At 29.4% G+C, this 21,096-nt stretch carries 18 protein-coding genes; 9 read left to right on the forward strand and 9 right to left on the reverse strand.

Going from position 1 to position 21,096, the window contains the following annotated elements; genetic code table 11:
* Positions 1-221 precede the first annotated feature (221 nt).
* The 3 genes from PXD04_RS23495 to PXD04_RS22770 are packed head-to-tail and all read right to left on the reverse strand — an operon-like array spanning position 222 to position 956.
* A complete protein-coding gene (locus tag PXD04_RS23495) occupies positions 222-566 on the reverse strand; it encodes a transposase (RefSeq protein WP_409988297.1) in 345 nt (114 codons plus the stop codon).
* A gap of 4 nt (positions 567-570) precedes the next feature.
* Entirely contained in the window at positions 571-729 is a 159-nt protein-coding gene (locus PXD04_RS22765) for a hypothetical protein (RefSeq protein ID WP_323737634.1), read from the reverse strand.
* On the reverse strand, positions 714-956 hold the full coding sequence (locus PXD04_RS22770) for a hypothetical protein (RefSeq protein ID WP_323737530.1): 243 nt from the start codon (positions 954-956) through the stop codon (positions 714-716). Before PXD04_RS22770 ends, PXD04_RS22765 begins: the two co-directional genes overlap by 16 nt.
* A gap of 790 nt (positions 957-1,746) precedes the next feature.
* Here PXD04_RS22770 and PXD04_RS22775 point away from each other — a divergent pair.
* On the forward strand, positions 1,747-2,118 hold the full coding sequence (locus tag PXD04_RS22775) for a hypothetical protein (protein ID WP_323737531.1): 372 nt from the start codon (positions 1,747-1,749) through the stop codon (positions 2,116-2,118).
* Positions 2,119-2,521: 403 nt separating this feature from the next.
* Here the strand turns inward: PXD04_RS22775 and PXD04_RS22780 are convergent, their stop codons facing one another.
* Together PXD04_RS22780 and PXD04_RS22785 are read right to left on the reverse strand one after the other, a co-directional pair.
* On the reverse strand, positions 2,522-8,794 hold the full coding sequence (locus PXD04_RS22780) for an Ig-like domain repeat protein (RefSeq protein ID WP_323737532.1): 6,273 nt from the start codon (positions 8,792-8,794) through the stop codon (positions 2,522-2,524).
* A 464-nt stretch (positions 8,795-9,258) separates the two neighbouring features.
* A complete protein-coding gene (locus PXD04_RS22785) occupies positions 9,259-10,587 on the reverse strand; it encodes an IS4 family transposase (protein ID WP_323737533.1) in 1,329 nt (442 codons plus the stop codon).
* A gap of 568 nt (positions 10,588-11,155) precedes the next feature.
* Here PXD04_RS22785 and PXD04_RS22790 point away from each other — a divergent pair.
* The 6 genes from PXD04_RS22790 (at position 11,156) to PXD04_RS22815 (ending at position 16,787) form a co-directional block, all read left to right on the forward strand.
* Positions 11,156-11,938, forward strand: coding sequence for a sirohydrochlorin cobaltochelatase (locus tag PXD04_RS22790; RefSeq protein ID WP_323737534.1), 783 nt, complete (start codon positions 11,156-11,158; stop codon positions 11,936-11,938).
* A gap of 392 nt (positions 11,939-12,330) precedes the next feature.
* Positions 12,331-14,052, forward strand: a complete 1,722-nt coding sequence (locus PXD04_RS22795; protein WP_323737535.1) for a Na+/H+ antiporter NhaC family protein — start codon at positions 12,331-12,333, stop codon at positions 14,050-14,052.
* A gap of 257 nt (positions 14,053-14,309) precedes the next feature.
* The gene (locus tag PXD04_RS22800; protein WP_323737536.1) at positions 14,310-14,915 is read left to right on the forward strand and encodes a DUF3800 domain-containing protein; all 606 of its coding nucleotides are present in this window, start codon (positions 14,310-14,312) and stop codon (positions 14,913-14,915) included.
* 408 nt (positions 14,916-15,323) lie between these two features.
* Positions 15,324-15,587, forward strand: coding sequence for a hypothetical protein (locus PXD04_RS22805; RefSeq protein WP_323737537.1), 264 nt, complete (start codon positions 15,324-15,326; stop codon positions 15,585-15,587).
* An 18-nt stretch (positions 15,588-15,605) separates the two neighbouring features.
* Positions 15,606-15,905 (forward strand): Na+/H+ antiporter NhaC family protein, encoded by a 300-nt coding sequence (locus tag PXD04_RS22810; RefSeq protein ID WP_323737538.1) that lies wholly within the window; start codon positions 15,606-15,608, stop codon positions 15,903-15,905.
* A gap of 285 nt (positions 15,906-16,190) precedes the next feature.
* Positions 16,191-16,787 (forward strand): flavodoxin family protein, encoded by a 597-nt coding sequence (locus tag PXD04_RS22815; protein WP_323737635.1) that lies wholly within the window; start codon positions 16,191-16,193, stop codon positions 16,785-16,787.
* Positions 16,788-16,795: 8 nt separating this feature from the next.
* On the opposite strand, the gene PXD04_RS22820 is transcribed toward PXD04_RS22815, so the two are convergent.
* From PXD04_RS22820 to PXD04_RS22830, 3 genes are all read right to left on the reverse strand, one after another.
* Positions 16,796-17,161, reverse strand: coding sequence for a helix-turn-helix domain-containing protein (locus tag PXD04_RS22820; protein ID WP_323737539.1), 366 nt, complete (start codon positions 17,159-17,161; stop codon positions 16,796-16,798).
* A gap of 168 nt (positions 17,162-17,329) precedes the next feature.
* Positions 17,330-17,629: a nucleotidyltransferase family protein gene (locus PXD04_RS22825; RefSeq protein ID WP_323737540.1), complete on the reverse strand. Its 300-nt coding sequence runs from the start codon at positions 17,627-17,629 to the stop codon at positions 17,330-17,332.
* A gap of 614 nt (positions 17,630-18,243) precedes the next feature.
* Positions 18,244-18,705: a hypothetical protein gene (locus tag PXD04_RS22830; RefSeq protein WP_323737541.1), complete on the reverse strand. Its 462-nt coding sequence runs from the start codon at positions 18,703-18,705 to the stop codon at positions 18,244-18,246.
* A 547-nt stretch (positions 18,706-19,252) separates the two neighbouring features.
* On the opposite strand from PXD04_RS22830, the gene PXD04_RS22835 reads away from it, so the two are divergent.
* Positions 19,253-19,579: a hypothetical protein gene (locus PXD04_RS22835; RefSeq protein ID WP_323737542.1), complete on the forward strand. Its 327-nt coding sequence runs from the start codon at positions 19,253-19,255 to the stop codon at positions 19,577-19,579.
* Positions 19,580-19,645: 66 nt separating this feature from the next.
* Here PXD04_RS22835 and PXD04_RS22840 read toward each other — a convergent pair whose 3' ends face one another.
* On the reverse strand, positions 19,646-20,017 hold the full coding sequence (locus PXD04_RS22840; RefSeq protein WP_323737543.1) for a helix-turn-helix domain-containing protein: 372 nt from the start codon (positions 20,015-20,017) through the stop codon (positions 19,646-19,648).
* A gap of 119 nt (positions 20,018-20,136) precedes the next feature.
* Between PXD04_RS22840 and PXD04_RS22845 the strand changes: the two genes are divergently transcribed.
* Positions 20,137-20,985 carry a methanogenesis marker 8 protein gene (locus tag PXD04_RS22845; RefSeq protein WP_323737544.1) on the forward strand — a complete coding sequence of 283 codons (849 nt, stop codon included), beginning with the start codon at positions 20,137-20,139 and terminating at the stop codon, positions 20,983-20,985.
* The last annotated feature ends 111 nt before the right edge of the window (positions 20,986-21,096 follow it).

Genomic DNA, 21,096 nt, shown 5'->3' on the forward strand with positions numbered 1-21,096 from the left:
TTCTTTTTTCCTTTTTTCCTGGATTCTTATACTATATTTTTTAATTTTTTTCCTATAGGTTTGCTGCTACAGGGTTATATGTTTATTGTTTCGGCTTAGGGGGGGGGGGGTGTGAAATAATATATTTTTAGGGGTCTAGATTATTCGTCCTTCAGAAAGCATTTGTAAGTCTGTTTTTGTTGTGTATCCTTGATTAATTATTAAGGATGCTAATAATACAGTTAGTAATGTTGTTTTTTAACGGATTCTGTTGTATATTTGTGGAAATGTTTTAAATTTAGTCCTTCTTTAAGGAATTTAAAAAAGTCTTCGATATGGCTTCTTACATATTTAATTCTTTTTCTTTTGATTATGTTTTTACAAAATGAGTTTGTTAATTTTATGAATTTACTTTTATTTTCTTTATCTTTTTTGTTTTGTCTGAAATATTCTAATGGACAGGTTAATGCGTTGTTTAGTTTTTCTATGTTGAAATTGGATTTAGTGAGGATTAATGGTTGTATGTGGTATTTTTTTAAGCCTATTTCATAGTTTTCATAACTATAATATCCTCTATCAGCTAGTATTTTATCATTGTAGTGTAATAGGTGGTGTTTTTTTCATTTGTTCTAGTATTTCTGGGAATATTTGACTGTCGTGGGGTGAACCTGGGTGTATTATGAATAAAACAGGCATCATGGTATTGTAATCTAGTACAAAAGTTCCTTTAAAGCCTATATAGAAGCCAATACTTGTTCCATGACCCCATTTTGGATCTTTATTTTCAAATTTTTCTTGGAAATCTTCTTACTATCAAAATTATAATCAACATCCAATGGAGTTGCATCAAGTAAATAAGTATGTGATTGAACTCTATTATTTCTATTAAGATATCTGAGTATTGTATTGATAGTTTTTTCTATTGTTTGGGCAGAAAAACGTCCAATCAGTTCTGTAACCTGAGAAACTGATAACACAGTTTTAACATTAAAAAAAGATTTAACTTCTGGTTTCTTATTTATCTCATCAATGATGTATTAAACCTTTAAATTAAAAAATTAACTAATAAAAATAACTTTTAAAGTAAAATTAAATTTATTCAATGGTTTTATACCATTTGAAGCTATTATTTGTTGGATTATTCTAGAATCAATAATATTAAATATTTCTTCTAACAAACTAGTATATGGGTTGGAATTATCGAAATTTAAACCTAATAACATTTAACTCACTATTAATATGTTTATTAAAGGTTTTATTTAAATATTTCGATAATAAAAACCTTTCATAAAAATCCAAGTAAAAATCAAATGTATTATTTTTAACCAAGATTAATTAAATGTTTAATACTAAAAAATCAGCGTTTTTAGGTCGTAAAAAAATATTAATTTTCTAGACCCCTAAAAACATATTTAATCATTTGTTTTATTGTGTAAAACTTGATATTTTTTTATATTTTTTTTTTTTTTTGATTGAAATATGCTATAAGTATTTAAGTTAAAAAAAAACATAATTATTATTTAGAGTGTTTATATTTATTTTTTATAAATTTTTAACACTTTATGCTTTTTCATTAAATCTTATTCTATTAATCTTGTAATTTTCACATATAATTTACATAAATTCTTTAAAATATTCTCTCATTAAATCTATAGTCACTGTTTAAAATTGTCATGATGATACTTTTTTAGATTTTACTAAATAAGACTGTGACAGATGGGAAAGAAAAACACCCATCAAATACAACATTATCAGTGGTGAAGGATAATGAACCTGAAAAACATATTAATGATCGGATTAATCTTACTAGCTGCAGGCTCACTCATAACAGCAGTTAACGCAGCAGGTAATGTGAACATAAATGGTGAAAACCTAAACGTACTAGACGGATTTAATGCATATGAAAGTGAAGTAGACACAACACACATGGACGAAGACGGCCTAGACGTAGAAGACATAGACGGAACAAGAGTAGACAACAAAGTAACACACGAATACATAAATGGTAACGGTGACAAACTCGAACTAACAGTAGGAGTACTAATCAACGGCAAACCAGTACAAGCACTAAACGCTTACGGCTACTCCAAAAAAAGTAATCAATGGCAAAGACGGATACTTCAAAACAGAAATGGATGACGGAAGACAACAATACAAATTCCAATACCTAGAAAACGGAAAACTAGTAAAAATAGAAGCACCAAACGAAGACAGCATAAGCAAAGTAATGACATAAAAAAAAGGGATAATCACCCATCCTTTTCTCCCCATTTTTGGGAACATCAAGGTGGTGTTAATGGTGATGACAATATAAAACAATTACAATTAATTATATTTAATCCAAATAACAGGATACAACTCCCTCCCCATATTAAATAACATAAACAATTATCAAGAAAAAAAATATTTTAAACTTCAAAAAATCCCCCAGAATATTTCAAAGACTCTTATAAAAAAAAGAGAAACATATAATTAAATCCATAAAAAAAGAGAAGTGGAAATTGAAGTTAAACACCCTATTAACTTCAATTAATTATTTTTTTTAAGCTGTTTTAACAGTACTAGTTTTACTATAAGCATTATAACGAGCATTACCAGGATAAGCAAGAGTTACCTTATAAGTTCCCTTATTTGCTTTAGTAGTATAGGTGAATGTTCCTGTTTTATCTGTTTTTGCTGTACCCTGTTTACCATTTAATGTTATACGAGCGAGACTGTTCATAAGAGCGTGTCTGTTACGGTCAGTGAAAGTACCACTGATAGTTACTTTACCATTACTGTATTTTACAGTGTTGAATGTTATGACAAGATCCTGTTTAGCTACAGTGAATGTTGTCTTAGCAGTTGCCTTATTATAATATTTGTTACCAGCGTATGTTACTGTTAAGTTGTTTTTGTCCATGGTGGTTGCACGTGTTGTTACTTTGTAGTAACCGTTTTTATCTGTTTTTGCTTTGTATGTTTTACCATTAAACTTGAGGTTAACTTGACTGTTTGCTACTGCTTTAGCATTACCGTCTACTAGTCTTCCACCAACAACTAATGGATCTTTATATTTAAGTCCACTTGCTACTCTATCAACTGTTAATATGAGGTTTTGTTTATTAACCTTGAAAGTAGTCTTAGCGGTTACTTTATTGTACTTGGTGTTACCGTTATAGGTTGCGGTTACATTGTTGGTTCCCATACTTGTTGCACTGGTGGTGTAGGTTAATGATCCATCCTTAGCGGTTTTAACGTTCACGGATTTACTGTTAATTTTGAGTGTTATTTGTGCTCCGTTTATTGCTTTGTTATTGTTGTCCATGAGTGAACCGGTAACTGTTACTTTGTCTTTATATTTAACAGCACTGATACTGTTAAGTTTAAGCACAGGTTTAGCCTTACTTACTTTAAATGTTGTTTTAGCAGTGTTACTAGTGTATTTGTCATTAGCAATTGATGATACTGTTACATTACTGGTGCCAACATTCCATGCTGTTGTGGTGTATGTGTATACTCCATTTGCATTTGTTACTGCTTTGGTTGTGGCAGTGTTTATTTTGATACTTACAGGCATATTGTTTAATGCTTTGCCATTATCATCTGTTACTTTACCTGTTACGGTTATTGTGCTTCCAACTGTGGTTGTGTTTATTTTATTTACTGTTATTTTGGTGCTTGTTTTTGTGGTTAGTTCTTTTAGGGTATTGTCACGTGCTGCTACTGTCTTGTTGAGAGTGTCCACGGTTTTTGTTAATGTATCTACTTTTTTGTTTAGGTCTGCTAACTGTTTTTCCAGGTCATCGTTTTGTTTTGTTAGTGTATCTATTTTCTTGTCTGCATCTGCTAATTGTTTGTTGAGGTTGGAATTAGCGTTTGTTAAGTTGTCAACTTTCTTGTTGGCATCATTTAATTTGTTGTTTAAGTCATTGTTTGATTTGTTGAGGTTGTCTACTTTCTTGTTGGCGTCGGCTACTTTTTTGTTTAAGTCGTTTATTGTCTGGTTTTGTTCTGTTATTTTTTTGGTTGCGTTTTGTAGGTCTTTTTGTGTTTGTGTGAGTGTTTTGTTAAGGTTGTCTAATGTTGTTTTCTGGTTATTAATGGTCTGGTTTGCATCTTTTAACTGTTTTTCAAGGGTATCTGCTTTTTGTGTAGTATTTGCAAGTTCTTCTTTTAAGTCTTCTACAACTTTGGTGGTGTTGATGATATTTACAGTTGTTGTGTTCTGGGATGTTGTGTATGCATCGTTTGCGTTGAATTCTGCACTGATTGTGTAGTTTCCTTCACTTTCTGGAGTGTAAATGTATACTATTTCACCATTGTTATTGGTTGTTAATGTTTCTTCTTTATCATTTACTTTGAGTGTTACTTCTGCATTTGCTAGTGGTTTATCATCTTCATCTGTTACTTTAACTATGATGAATAAGTCGTCGCCGAGGCTTGGGTTATTGTTTTTGATACTGGTTTTTGTGTTGTGTGGGAGGTTGTTTTCGATAGTGTTTTTGTCTGCAGTTCTAAGGTTGATTGATGCTTTTCCACTTTTATTTGCTGCTTGTAGATAGTTGTCACTAATTATGTTGCCTGTTACTTCTCTTTTACCTGTGATTGTGTATTCTTCATCTGTTGTAATTCTGTTGTTTGTTATTGTGTTGTTTTGTCCTTCTAGTGTGATTGTTCCTGTTATGTTATTTCCTGTTAATGTGTTGTTTATTGGTCCTGTTGTAATGCTTATGTTTCCTTTGAGTGTGTTGTTATTTATTTGATTGTTTTTTCCTTGGATAATGGTTCTTCCGTTTATTGTGTTGTTATATATTTCTGTTTCTCCACTAACAGATAAACGGTTAGCGGTGTTGTTGTATGCTGTTGCTTTTGATATGGATAATGGTCCTTCTACATAATTGTTGTATATTATGTGTCCTCCACTGATTCCACATCCTCCATATAATTTATTGTTTCGTACTATGTTGTCTGTACTGTTGTATGCACTTTCTTCACTTTCATCTCCAGTTACTCCACTACCCCATTGTGCCATGATTCCGTTACCAGTATAGTTTATTGTGTTTCCGTCTATAATGTTTCCATTTCCGGATATTGTGATTCCATAGCATACATCAGCTGCTGTGTCTGGACCTATTAATGTATTGTTTATAATGTTGTTATATGAATTGAATAGTGCTCCATATGGTATTTCTATATTATATGTTGTTAGGTATAATAAGTTTCCATTACCTCCGCCACCAATGATGGTGTTGTTTATTATATCACAATAGTTTGCCCATGCTAGTACTAATGTACTACTCATTCCATTTTCTTTTGTGTAGAAGTAGCTGTTTTTGACTGTGATGTATGATGAGTTTGCTCTTATACTTGTTTGTCCTACTCCACTTCCTACTCTTCGATTTTCTACTACTGCACTGATATTATCTAGTGTTACATGGTTTGTGTTGTAAAGCCATAGTTGTGTGTTGTGGAAGTATATTCCTGTTACATTTGTGTATGATCCATCTTTATTTATTGTGAAACTGTTTCCAGGATCTTCTCCAAAGTAACTGCCAGCAATAGTATTTAATTCAATATATGCATCTTTGGTAGTTGAAGTTATGTTTACTGGTTTATTAACTATAATGCTAGTTAATTCTGGTATTCCTCCTATTTTTCCTTGGAAGTCTAGTACATCTCCTGGATTTACTATTGATTTTATTCCATTTTGGTCAAAGAATAAAGTTATAGTTCTATTGTTTACAACATAGGTTTTTGCTTTTCCATCGTATGTTGTTTCTCCTCCAAGATCATTGATTTTACCAGTTAATTCTGTGTCTTTGCTTACAAATACTTTTCCAAAGTTGTCTAAGAATACATTATCTTCTCCGACATCTATGCTACAATTGTTTAATGTTAATGTTCCAAAGTTACTGTTGTCTTTCTGGTTTGTTGTACAATTGTTTAATGTTACTTTTCCATTAAATATGTAACTTTTATTTAATGTAGTGTCATTGATTACATAGTTTCCATTTATTGTATCAATTATTGGAAGTATTTTGGTTATATCATTTATTACTATTTCACCAGTACCTGTGATTTTAGCGTTTTCACCAAATACTGTGTTATCATCTATTATTAAACGTCCTTTGTTTTCAATAGTTGAATTTATTGTACAATTATTTAATGTTAGTCTGCCTTCATTAACTTTGTTTGCGTTTATAGTTTTATTTTCTAGTACTATGTTGCCTGTATAAGTTGTTAGGTAATCAGCTACTCTTTGTGTGTCATTGATAATTATTTTTCCATTGCCGGTAATTTTGAAATTTTCACCAAATACTGTGTCATCAGATATTATTAATGTTCCACTATTATCTATTGTACTATCTACTGTTACATTATTTAATTCTAATGTTCCACTATTTGATACGACATTGTTGAGTGTTGAGTTTTTAAATATTAGATTAGCATTTTCTTTATTGGTAATTGTTCCAGTTAATGTGGAATTTTCAATAGTTAAATCACCTGAATTAACAATATTTTTAGTATAACTTTCCAAGTCGAGTGTTGCTTCTCCAGTAAATTCTTCCATATATGGGAATAATTGACTTGTATTATTTGTAATAACTTTACCTGAACCAGTTATTTTAAATGAAGTACCAAATGTAACATCATCTCCAAGAATTAAAGTTCCAGTATTAGTTATTTTATTGTTAAGAACTGTGTCTCTTATTGTAGCATTTTTGTGGTTTATAATCTCTTTTTGCACAGTTGAATTCTCAATAACCAAATTACCACTATTTTCTACAATAGCATTTATAGTTGAATTACGAATAGTAAGATTAGTAGTACTGTTCTTATTTCTTGTAATTGTTTGATTTTCTAGAAGATAATCTAAACCAGAATAACGATCAATATAAGGTGCAATCCTTACCGTATTATTAATAATTATTTGACAATTACCGGCTATTGTTATTTTAAATGGGTTAATAAAAATTACATCATCCTCAAATATTAAAGTAGGTGTTGTTCCATATTGGGAACTAACATAAAGTGTTCCTTTCAATGTTGAATTTTTTACAATAAGATCCCCATACTCATCTATTCCACCATTATTGTTTAATGTCACATTTTTTAAGGTCAATTTACCAAAATTTGTTTTATAAGTGTTAACTGTTACATTTTCTAAAGTATAATCTCCATCATATCTGTCTAAATATGCGGATATTGCAGTAGTTTGATTAGTAATTATTTCCCCATTGTTAACGATACTTGCTCGTGAACCAAATATTACATCATCTTCAATAATTAAAACAGCACCCTCATTATTAGATATGGTACTATTTATTGTTGAATTTCGTATTGTTAAATTACCATAATTTTCTTTCATTTGGGTAATGGTTGTGTTTTCTAATATGTATGTACCATTATAATTCTGTAAATATGGTGTTACACTCATAATATCGTCAGTAATAACAGCACCAGATGCTGTTATTTCTGCTTTTTCTCCAAAAACAACATTATCTAATGTTAAATTACCTATATTACTTATAGTCGTGTTTAATATACAGTTACGTAATGTTAAATTACCATAATTTGTTTTTGTTTTAGTAATATTAATGTTTTCAAGTACATATGTACCGTTATATCTAGAATAATAAGGTGCTATTTTGTTTTCATCAGAAATAATAACTTTTCCAGCACCATATACATTAATAACACAATTATCCCCAAACTCAACATCATCATCAAAAGTAATTAAACCTGTTGTCTGAATAGATACTGAATTGTTAATAATTGAATCAGATATATGTGATTCGCTAGGAGAAAGTGGTCCATTAATAGTAGATTTAGATATAGTTAAATTTCCCCAACTCATAATAGTTTTAGTAATATTTGAATTAATTATAGTTAAATTCCCATAATTATCAATGTTACCATTTATATTAGAATTTATTATGGTTAAGTTACCATTATTGGTTTTTTTACTATCTATAATAACATTTTCTAGAGTATAATTTCCATTATAAGTATTTTGGAAAGGTAATAATTGTGTTTCGTTATCACTTGTAATAGTTCCTTTGCCTTCATACTTAAAGTTTTCACCAAAGGTTGTATTCTTAAGAATAATTTTTGCATTATTACTATTACTTAAAGTACCATTCAATAATGAATTTTCTATAGTTAAAGAACCAATATTTGAAATAACACTGGTTTCTGTAGATTTAACAGAATTTAATAACATGCTCCCGGTAAATGTACTTTCTCCGGTAATTGTGGAGTCAAATATTTTAGTATCTGAATCACGCTCAAAAGAACTTGGTCCATTCAAGGTAACATTATTTAATGTCATTTCATTACATTCATTAATTAATAAAACATCAAATGTAATTTGGTTAATAGTGATAGGACACAGATTAATAAATAACATTCCAGGTTCATCACCAGATCCAGTTATTGTTTGTTTATTCCCATTAATAGTTATTTTAGGAGCTGAAGATCCTTCTTCATAGACTGTAAATTCTGAAACATCATATGTTCCTTCTTTTAAGTTAATAATATATTCATCATTTGTTGAATCTTCTACTGCACTGTTAATAGCTGTGGTAAACTCATCCATATTGTTTACTTCTACTGTTTTGGTTGCAGTTTTTATGTTCTTTGTTTTGTTTTCTTTTATTATTTTTTTGGCTTCTGTACTTGTTGCTACTTTTTCTAGTGTGTGTGTTGTTTGTTCTAGTGTTTCTGTATTTGTATTTGTGTGTGTTGTTGTGTTGTCACTAGCACTTGCAACACTTATTGTTAGAAATAGTAGTGTGATTAGTACTATGAAGTATTTCATGTGTTTTTTCATAGGTTTTCATCTACCTTTCATTTTATTCTTATTCAAAATTTTACAATGTGTGTTCATTGTTTTTTGAATATTTGTTGTTTTGTGTTTTATTATTATTAGTTTTAATGCCTTTAATTGTTGTTTTAAAAGTTCTTGTTTTGTCTTTTTTTGTTTTGTTTCTCTTTTTTTGTTGGTTTTTGGGTTGTTTGAATTTTTTTCTTTTATGTTGTGGTTGGTGCTCGTTGTTTCTTTAATGAAAGGGGGGGGGGCATTTTTTGTGGTTTAATAATTTTTTTAAGCGTTTCTGAGTGCTTTTTTGTGGATTGACTATTTTTTTTATGTGTCTGTCGGTTTGTCTTATATTGTAGAATATGTGGTTTTGTTGTCGTGTTCATGTTTTTGTGTTATGTTTCTCAATGCTGTCAACTTAATTTTTGATTTGTTTTGTTTGATAATGTTTTTTCTATGAAAAAAAAATATTTTGTTTAAAAGCTTCTTCTTAGATTGTAGGGGTATTTTACGTGTCTTTTGGTTTTTCTGTTTGTTGATGGTCGGTTGAATTTGTGATCTGTTGTGAATTTGATTGATTTTATGATTAAATTGTTTAAGATTCTTTTTATTTCGTTTAATGGTTTTAATAGTATTTGGGTTAGTTTGTTTTTGAGACGTCCTATTCCCAGATTGGTGTTTGGTCGTTTTTCTTTATCGTGTTTTTCTCGTAATTCTTTGTTTTCTGGTTCTAATTCTTTTTGTGCTTTGTTTTGTATTGCCATTTGTAAATTGAAGATGTATATTTGTGAATAGAAGTCTTGTTCAATTATGGTTCTTCTTTTTCCAGAGAAATTTTCTATTCGTATCTTATTTTTGATTTTTTCGTAATTTAATTCGATTTCCCACCTCATTTTGTATAATTCTTTGAGTTTGTGAATGTCTGCTTCTGATTCGGTGATGTTAGTAAATAGTATTTCTGTAACTCCATTGTCTAATAAGGGTTTGCTTATTCTTGTTTGATAATATTCTAGGTTTAATGCTTGTTTTTTTATGTTTTTATCTTTGATGTTTTGAGTTCTGTTGGTATTGATTTCTAATTGTACTGTTTCATCACGAGATTTCATAGTTAATATTTCGTTTTGGTAGTATCTTTCATTAGATCTGAATAAATATTTAATACCTTTGTTTTCAAGGAATAACATTAATTCAAGTGATATATAACCCCTATCAAAGATTATTATTGTTTTTTCTAAATTTATTTTATCTTCAATATTGGATATGTGTTGTTTAACTAATTCCCTTTCATTTGATTTAAAATCACCTAAGATAGCATCAACTACAAGGTTATATTTAGCATCTATTAACATAGAAGCTTTAACACTTGGTGCCTGGGTGTACACTATGGTATCTGGTGCAACATTAAATTCTTCTTTGGTAATTTTAATATTAGGTAATTGAAGATCAGAACCATCAACTAAAAGTATTGTATAATCTTTAAAATCATGTTCAAATTCAGAACTATTAAATACATCTTTTATAAAGTCTATATTCATGTCTTTAAAGATTTTAGGTTTAATTTTAAGTCGTTGCTTTGATAAAGCCTGTTTAGAAATGATTTTAGATTCATCATCCCAACGTTCTTTAACGTACTCTTCAATCTCAATAGCACTACTACGACCTTTATTGACTAAAACAAAAAGTACATAATCCATAAAACTCCATTTACGAACACAAGTAAAAGCTTTACGTCCATACCAATACTTATAATCATTATAGTCTTCAATCCTACAAATAGAATTCTCAACCTCAACCATAAAATTCATAAATTAACACCACAAATAAGATAAATTCAAATAAAAATGAATACAATAAACTCATAACAAAATTCAAAAAAGTATAGAAATCATATTCACTAATAAAATATATATAAAAAGTAATATATAAATATAACTATAATTAATAATTAAAACAACGATTAAAAAAATAAACACTAATAATAACAACTATAACAATAATAAAAGTAATAATAAATTAAAACAAAGAAAAATTAATGAAAATAATAAAAATAAAAATCAAAAAATAATTTAAAATAAAAATAAACTAATAAAATGATAACTACTTAAATTGACAGCATTGTTATGTTTCTGTAAAAAATTAGGTTTTATATCTGCTTTTTTCTGGTAACATGGCATATTTTAATGTTGGTGTGGGGGGTGTTGGAGTTATGGTGGTATTATGTTTTCTCGTAGAATAGATATTTTTAAATATTTTCAGTAATATATTTATCAAATAGTTATTAATACTTTTCAAATGAAATTTAAAATATTTCTTTTTTAGATAATTGACAGTATTTAATATATGAGTTTAAGTTAAAAGGAAGGGATGATAATTATGGTAGATAAAGTTATTTTAGTAGTTAGTTTTGGAACGTCATATAACAATAATCGTGATCTTAGTATTGGGGCAATTGAGAAGGATATTGATGATTATTTCAAAGATTTTGAGATTAGACGAGCATTCACGAGTCAAATGATAATTAATAAATTGAAGAAACGTGACAATCTTGAAATAGATAATGTTCGTGAGGCTTTGGAAAGGGCTGTGGATGATGGGGTTAAAACTCTTATTGTTCAACCTACTCATATGATGGATGGAACAGAGTATCATTATAAAATTAAGGATCATTTGGATGATTTTGTGGATAAATTTGACACACTGGTACTGGGTGAGCCTTTAATTAAATATGATGAGGATTATGAGGATTTAATTGACTGTATCACGGCAACAGACTATGATGATGATACTGCTGTTGTTTTCATGGGTCATGGAACACCTGCTGATTCTAACAAGATTTATACTACATTACAGGATAAACTTGTTTCCAAGAATTATGGGAATTATTATATTGGAACTGTTGAGGCAGAACCATCATTTGATGATGTTTTAGCAATGATTAAGAAGGGTGAATATAAGAGGATTGTTTTAAAACCGTTAATGGTAGTGGCAGGGGATCATGCTCAAAATGATATGGCTGGTGATGAGGAGGATTCTTGGAAGTCCATGTTTGAATCAGAGGGGTATGAAGTTGAATGCTTTATTGAGGGTTTAGCTCAATCAAAAGCAGTTAGGGATATGTATATTAAGCACCTTGAACAATTAATTGAAAATATATGATCACATATATATTTTTTCCCTTATTTTCTTCCTTGTATTATATATGCTTCTTTTTTTATTCAAATTTCTCTCTTTAATAATATTTTTTGTTTTAAGGTTGTACTCTTGTCTCGTTGGTAGTTATTTTATATGGCTAGTATTTTCAATATGATTTCCATATAGAAGTCAGTCATCTAATTTTATTCATCTTATCGTATATTTTATAATTTTTTGCATAATAATTTTTTTTTTAGTCTTCTCTTATGTTATAATTGTTTTATCAAATTTTTTATAATATAATTATCCAATATAATAATAGAAAAGGGGGAGGGGTGTTCTGAAACAGTTACTGTAAAATAAACACTCCTTTTAGAAAATAATAAATATATAATATTTTATTTTATGTGATAATAATGAATACAAATACAAAAATTGGAGTAATGGCACTGCTTTCAATAATTTTATTGTTTGTATTGTCCTTTTGGATAACATTACTCCCACAGAATACGGATAATTCTCTTCGTTTCGGCATATTAACATTACTGCCACCACTAGTGGCAATAATCTTGGCATTTGTTACCAAACAAACATTACTCTCCTTGTTTCTAGGAGTTTTTGTAGGAGAGTTCATGCTAAATGTCCGGGATGTTAATGTTATCACAACAGCTGTTAATGCCTTTCTACAATTATGTGGTGAGGTTATCACATCCATGTCTGATCCATGGAATGCTGCAATTATCCTGCAATGTTTACTAATTGGTGGTATAATACAGTTAATTACTCGGATGGGCGGAACCAAGGCGTTGGGTGATGCATTTGCAAGAAGGGCAGATACTCCAGAAAAGGCTCAGCTGTTAACATGGGCGTTGGGTATGTGTGTCTTCTTTGATGATTATGCAAATGCGTTGATAGTGGGTCCTATTATGAGGTCTGTAACGGATAAGCTTAAAATATCTCGTGAGAAATTGTCATTCATCATAGACTCCACGGCAGCTCCTGTTGCAGGTATATCTATCATTTCAACATGGATTGGATTGGAAATTACCTTAATAAAGGATGCTTTAAACACTATAGGTTTGGCTGGTGTGAGTGGTTTTGGTTTATTCCTGGAAACAATTCCCTTCAGGTTTTATAATATATTCATATTAATATTCGTAGTATTGTCAGCTCTAACATTATATGAATTTGGGCCAATGAAAAAAGCAGAACAAGATGCAAGAAAAAGAAAGAATACAGAAAAAGTAGCAGGTAATTCTTCTCAGTTTAAGGATGTTCAGCCGGTTGAAAACATAGAGTATTCTGTATGGTCTGCACTAATACCAATACTTACATTGGTCATCACGGCATTATTAGCATTTTATTGGAGTGGTTACAACACTATTCTCACTGGAAACAACACAGAACTAATACACTTGATGAACACTTCACCATTCTCATTCAATGGTATTTTTGAAGCATTATCCAATTCGGATGCATCTGTTGCTCTCTTCCAGTCTGCACTGTTTGCATCAATAGTAGCAATATTAATCAGTGTGGGTAAAAATATTTTGACAATTGGTGAAGCATTGGATGAATGGGTTAATGGTATGAAGCCGATACTTTTAACTGGTGTGATATTACTGCTTGCATGGTCTCTTGGTGGGGTTGTGGATAAGGTGGGTACTGCACATTATCTTATAAGTGTTTTAGAAAGTTCACTGCCAATGTTCATACTGCCTACTTTAATATTCGTATTAAGTGCCATAATATCATTTGCTACTGGTACTGCGTATGGTACTATGAGTATACTGATGCCATTAGCTATTCCTCTTGCCTGGGCTATAGGTGGTGGTGATATGAATTATCTTATCGTCAGTATTAGTGGTGTGTTAACAGGTTCTATATTTGGTGATCATTGTTCTCCAATATCGGATACTACTATCCTTTCGGCGATGGGATCTGGTTGTGATCATATCAGTCACGTGGGTACTCAGATTTATTATGCTGTCTTTGTTGCCCTTGTTGCTATAGTGGTTGGTTATATTCCTGCCGGGTTTGGTGTTCAATGGTATCTTTCTATTCCTGTGGGTATTGTTGTATTATATGCTGGACTCAGATTCTTGGGTGAACGGGTAGGATTTGATGGGGAATCCTAGTCGGATTCATCCTTCATTGTTTTTCATACTTTTTTTTTCTTAGTTTTTTCTTTTATTATTCCGTGTTTTTTTTTATTGGGAGGATATATTATATCTATTGTTTTTTTGGGTGGTTGCATGATTACGCATCCCATAATATTTTTGTCATGAAATAAATTCATACTGGAGAAATGATTAAATATGATAAAATTGAAAAATAATTAAGTATATTTCTGATAATTAACTTAAATAAAATTATAAAAATTTCAGTGTCTATTATGTCTTATATTTATATTGATGAAAGTGGAGATTTAGGAAACAAAGAGGTTAGTTCCAAATATTTTGTTATTGCAGCTATAGAAGTAAAAGACTCAAAAAAATTAGATAGAATCATAACAAAAATACGACGGAATTCCAAAAAGTATATTAATACTACTAATGAAATTAAAGGTGCTACACTTCCAAAAAATTTCAAGAAAAAGATTCTTAAAAAAGTAAACTCTCTTGATAATAATATCTTCATTATAGTTTTCAATAAAGAGAATAGATATAAATTAAAACAAAATAATAATAACATGGTATATGATGAATTATCCTCAGAATTAGCAAAAATTATTAAAATTACATCTCCCACTTTTATATTTGTGGATAAATCAAAAAATAAAAAAGAAGACATTATAATTTATAATAAAAAGTTTAATAATAATTTAATGAATTTTAAGAAATATCCTGTTGATATAAAACACGTAAATTCTCTTCATTATAAGGGATTACAAATAGTGGATATAATAGCTTGGTCAGCATTTCAGAAATATGAACATAAAAATGATGAATTTATTGAATTATTAGATAATGTATCTTTAAAATTAGTATTTGAAGAATGAAGAACCCATATACCACCTAATTCGCCCCTCGTCGAGACAAGGATATACGGGCTAAATTATCCCAATTTTTACCTTCTAAACTTACAATTATATATTATTAAACACATAGTATTTAAAAGTTTACCTATATTTTCATTATTAAAAAATTATTTTTCTAAAAAAAAATTCTTCATGTATAATCATTTATTTATGAATATTTCAGGGTGGTAATCTATTTGAGGAATCGTATATGAGAAGTATTTAGATTAAAGAGTTAATTTATCTGGATCATTAATTAATAACATTTTAAAGCAGTTCAGAAGTATTTAAAGTAAGAATGTTGTGAGTATATTAATTTGATATGACTCAAACATTTTCAACTCATGATTTTAAACATTTATTTGAGTTTTTAAGCATGTAAGTAAGAATTTGCACTCAAAAACCTTTAGATACGAACTAATACAAACTAATCATCTGATGAGTACTTCACCATTATTATTTAATGGTGTTTTTGAAGCATTATCTAATTCGGATACGTCTGTTGCTCTCTTCCAGTCAGCATTGTTTGCATCAATTGTTACAATATTAATTAGTGTTGGTAAAAATATTCTGACAATTGGTGAAGTGCTGGATGAATGGGTTAATGGTATGAAACCCCTAGTTTTAACTGTTGTGATATTATTGTTTGCATAGTCTCTTGGTGGTGGTGATATGAATTATCTTATCGTCTGTACTAGTGGGGTGTTAACAGGTTCTATATTTGGTGATCATTGTTCTCCAATATCGGATACTACTATACTTTCGGCGATGGGGTCTGGTTGTGATCATATCAGTCATGTGGGTACTCAGTTTTATTATGCTGTCTTTGTTGCCATTGTTGCTATAGTGGTTGGTTATATTCCTGCTGGCTTTGGTGTTCAATGGTATCTTTCTATTCCTGTGGGTATTGTTGTATTATATTTTGGACTTCGATTGTTGGGTGAACGGGTAGGTTTTGAGGGGGAATCCTAGTCTGGTTCATTCCATCATAGTTTTTTCTACTACTTTTTTTATTTAGTTCTTTTTTTCTTATATTGTTGCGTGTTTTTATGGGGGATGATTCTCCTATCATTTTCTTTGGGATAGTTTTTCATGTTTTATAAGAAGTATATGGTTAGTTGGAACGAACTTTTATATTTAAATAATTATTATTACATACTAATGATAAGAATAGGGAGTAATATATTATGAAATATTATATAGTTAACAGGTAGTCCAAGAAAAAAATATAATACAAGTAAATTATTAGATAAAGTAATTGAAGGAATAAAAGACACTTTAAAAGATAAGACAGAAGATGTTGAAATAGAAAAAATAGATTTATACGATTATAATTATACTGGTTGCAGGTCATGTTTCCTCTGCAAACAAAAAGAAGGACCTTTTTATGGCACCTGCCCGGTAAATGATGATATTAAGGATATTCTGGCAAGTATGCGTACCTGTGATGGTATTGTCTTCGGAGCACCAGTATACTTTGCAGATATTAATGGTATGCTACGGGCATTTATAGAAAGGTTATGTTTCCCTCAGTTCCCATATGCTGATATAAATATTACAGAAAAACGTATGCCAATAGGCATCATATATGATATGAACATTAAAACAGATAATCCAGCATTCCCATTTTATAACACTGTATTTGACTTCTTAGAAGAAGCATTCCTGGGAAGTGTATTCACCAAACCTTATTCACTAAAAGTAAATAACACCTACCAGTTTGATGATTATTCAAGGTATGTTAACACTTGGTTTGATGAAGAAGACAAAAGAAAACAAAGGGAAACACAGTTTCCAAAGGATTTAGAAGAAGCTTATCAGATGGGAGTTAAGATTGCAGAGGATTCCCTCTAATAAATCTTTTATATTTCAAATATTTTTTTGAAATATTTTCTTATTTCTTCTTGGTGGTCATCATAATCTTCTGATTGTATGCCATAAACACCTAATTCATACATTATCCTATTCATTGATCTTCCCTTTTCTGTTAGAGCATATCTTGTTTTATATTCGGCACTTATTTTATTCACTAATCCATGTTCTATTAAAAATTTCAGTGTATCCGATAACACGTTACTGTTTAGTTCTGGATTAATTTCCTTAAATTCGTTGAAATGTTCATATTCATTGAACATATCCCATAATAATATAACTGCCCATTTTCTATTAATTATTTCTACTGTATCCTTTATGGGACAGTTTCTGCGTAGAACTTCTTTAACTTCCATTCATAATCACTATTATAATATTATGTTAAAAATAATATTTAAGCAATGATTTACTAATCCTATGAAAAGATAAAAAAAATTGTGTCTTAGAAAATTATTATTAGCATAAAATTTTCAAGTAATAAGTTTTTTTTAGTGAATGATGAGTATGGGAGTAGTAGTTTAGGTTTATCTTTTTTTCTCATAAAGTAACACACCATCTTTTTTAATTTTTTCAATAAATTTTTTATCTTCTATAGTTGTTGTTACAACATCAACATGGCACTGTAATTTTTCTTCTAAATCCTGAATAAAACCTATATAATCTAATAAACCTTTAATATTCCCTTTGTCTATATAAAAATCCACATCACTTTCAGATGTAGCTTCACCCTTGGCATATGATCCAAACAAACTTAAACTAGTTACACCATATTCTTTTGCTATGGGTACTGCTATTTTTTTTATTTGATTAATACTATAAACCATATAATCACTGTTTTTAAATATAATTATTTAAATATATAATCTTTTTTTAATTAGTTTTAAACAGCTACAATAATCTTTTTTTCAGTGAAAAAAGAGGGATATTGGAGTATGTTTAGGTAGATAATATATTATATTATAATAATTCATACTCTATATTGGTAAACACCCATTTGTTTATATTTTATTATCAGCCATCTGTGCAATAATTTTGCTGAAAATTCATATTTACCTTCTTGAAAAACTATTAAGTCAAGATTTTGTAATTTGGTTAATCGTTCACTTAGTGAGCCTGATTTTACGTTAAGTTTTTTGGCAAGTTCTACACGTTTAAGTGGTGATTTAATCAGAGCAATTAACAATTCTTATCTTTTTTGGTTAACCTATTCCATTGGTTTATAAAATTTGTTGCTATATACTCTAAATTATTATCAAAACAAGAAATTATATCATTTTCGGTTAATTTTTGATTTGTAGGAAGTAATCTGGCAAATGTATTGATGTATGAAGGATTACCTGATGTGCATTTATAAAATTGTTTAAATGATTCTTGATTAATATTATTTCGGGCGCTTTTTCTTTTAAATAGTTTTTAACAGTTTCTTCTGTAAATGGGTTTATATGATTGATATCATTCTATTACCAAATGTGCCTTCATTACTTGAAATTTCACTAATAAGTTTATCTTGTAAGCTCATTGAACCACTTATTATATAGCCTACATTTCTTTGATTTGAGATATAACCTCTAAAATTCCATAAAAATGATTCTAGGTAATTTTCTAATTCTTTGATGATTTGAAATTCATCAATAAATAGTATTACTCCTTTAATTTCTGTTTTATAATCATTATAAATATTTTGAGGTAAGTTAAAAATGAAATCTTTATACTTTTCTATATCAACTTCAGTATCAATTAGGGGTATTGGTATTCCATTAATTGTTGTGTAATCTTTAATTTCAAAATTATATGTTTTAAAGTATTTTTTGATATTTTTATCTATTGTTTTAATATTCTTTTCTTTGCATTCTTTGATAATTTGTTTATAATAATAATCCAGTATTCCTTTTATAGACATTTTGTTCTTTTGAAATGGACTGGGACATACTTAAATCCATATAAATAACTAAGTAATCTTCATCCATCATTTTTTTAATTTTATGTAATAATACTGTTTTTCCAACACCTCTTATTCCAGTAAGTAATATTTTAGGTGCATTATTTTCTCCTGTTGATTTTAAAATATTTATTAGATTATTTCTTGTGTTCTATTATAAAATTCATCATCAGTTAAATATTTGCTTGTGGGCTATGGCAATTGAGACATACTTTAAACACTCCTTAACTGTAATACAAAGAAATGTATTATACTCAAAATAATACTTTTTCCGTTACATATCGTATGTAACTATTATTCCATTACATATTATATAAATTTTTTTTTCATGTTTTAACTGGTATTGTACTGATTTTAAGGGTATTTTTTTTTGGTTATTCTTTATTTGCATTATTTTTTTTTAATAGAATATTTTTTTTTAGTCTGTTTTATAATTTTATAATAAAAAATATAAACAGGCTAGAACATAAATATAATATATAAGAATAAAAACTGGATGTGCACAACAATGGAACTAAAACAAATAGTACTCAACAAAAGATCAGGAGTCATACACACACGAGACTGTGAAAGCGTAAAACAAATGAAAGGATCCAACAAACACATAGAACTAGTAAAAGATGTCAACCAAATAGAAAACAAGAAACCCTGTGGCCACTGCCTAAGAAAAAGAGACCTGAAAAAAATATACAAAAAAGAATACAAACGAAGAAAAAAAGTACTTGAAGAAAGAAGAAAAAGAGACCATAAACGTGTAGACCAGAAATATGATGCTAAACAAGAAAAATTAAGAGAAGATTATGAGGAAAGTATCATAGGACTGGATGATGAATAACAATTAAAAGGTTTTATTGCTTAATCTTTTATTATTTAACGTTTTTTTTTTGGGAGGTAATTAATATCATTCATAGTCTATCTTTAGGATTTTCTGATAATCCTTTTTAAGTTCTTCCTTTTGTTTATCATTTAAGTTACCACTATTAACCTCATCTAATCCATATTCCAACATATTATACAGTATCCTGTTTAAGTTATACCCTTTCTGAGTCAAAGAATATTCTTTGTCCTCTTTCTTGATAAGATTATTGTTTTCCATAAACTTCAAGGTATCCGTCAGTACTCTTGTACTTAACGTTTTTTCTTCAAGAAATTCACTAAACTGAGTTTTACCTAGGAACATATCCCGTATAATGAAAATCACCCACTTTTTAGAGATTAACTTTAATGTATCATCAATGGGACAGTTATCATCATAATCTCTGATTGTTTTCATAAAAAATCATTCACTCCCTATTTTGTGAGTTTTAACTCACAAAACTCTTTTATATAATATTATAAATATTCTCATATAACACTGTTATTGTAATTAAATAATAAATTGGAGAACAGAACATGACAAAAGATAAACACGTAATAGAAGCCCTAGGCAAAGCTGAAGTAACAATAGAAGACGGAAAAATAACAAGTATAGGAGAACCAGTAGTAGATTACTGTTCAATATTTGAAAAATATCAAGACAACGGAAACCTGACAAAAGAATTCATCAAAAACAACATAAATAAAAGAATCTGGGAATTCGGAATGTGCACACCAAAACGTTCAATAAAAGTAGAAGATGTTATGAGCTTCGGAATAAGTGAAACACTACGAACAAACATGAAAGAAGGAAAAATAGGCTGCGTCGTAGGAGCATGCGATGGAGTAGGAACACTACTAATGACAGACCCCGACAATGTACAAGGAGTAGGAGGAAGAGTATCAGCACTAATAAGCACCACACCAATACCAGAAGTCATAGAAAAAGTAGGAAAACACAACGTATTAAACCCCGAAACCGCAGAACTAAACCCAATAAAAGGATTAAAAATGGCAATAAACAGGGGATATAAAAACATAGCAATAACAATCATACCCTCCACGATAATAAAAGAAATCAGAGAATACCCTGTAGATGAAGACGTGAACATTTACATCCTAGTAGCACACACCACCAACGTAACAAAAGAAGAAGCCGAAATGCTATTCGACTACGCAGATGTCATAAGTGGCTGTGCATCAAGAAATATTAGAATAGTAGCAGAGGAACGTAAACCATACTACTCCGGAAAAAAAGTACCATTATATGCACCAACAAGTGCTGGAAGAAAGATGCTTGATCTTCGACTAAAACACATAGGCAAAGAATTAACTACGAGAAATTATCCACAGGACTTCAGTAAAAGTCCCAAACCACTAATATAAATAATCATATTCATACATCATTTTTTTTTAATTCTATCCAGAACTCTTACAACCAGACCCAAATATATTTTCTATACCAAAATAAGTATAAAAATTAAGATATATATTAAT

Origin of the sequence: Methanosphaera sp. ISO3-F5, assembly GCF_034480035.2 — an archaeon.
Classification (GTDB): Archaea; Methanobacteriota; Methanobacteria; order Methanobacteriales; family Methanobacteriaceae; genus Methanosphaera.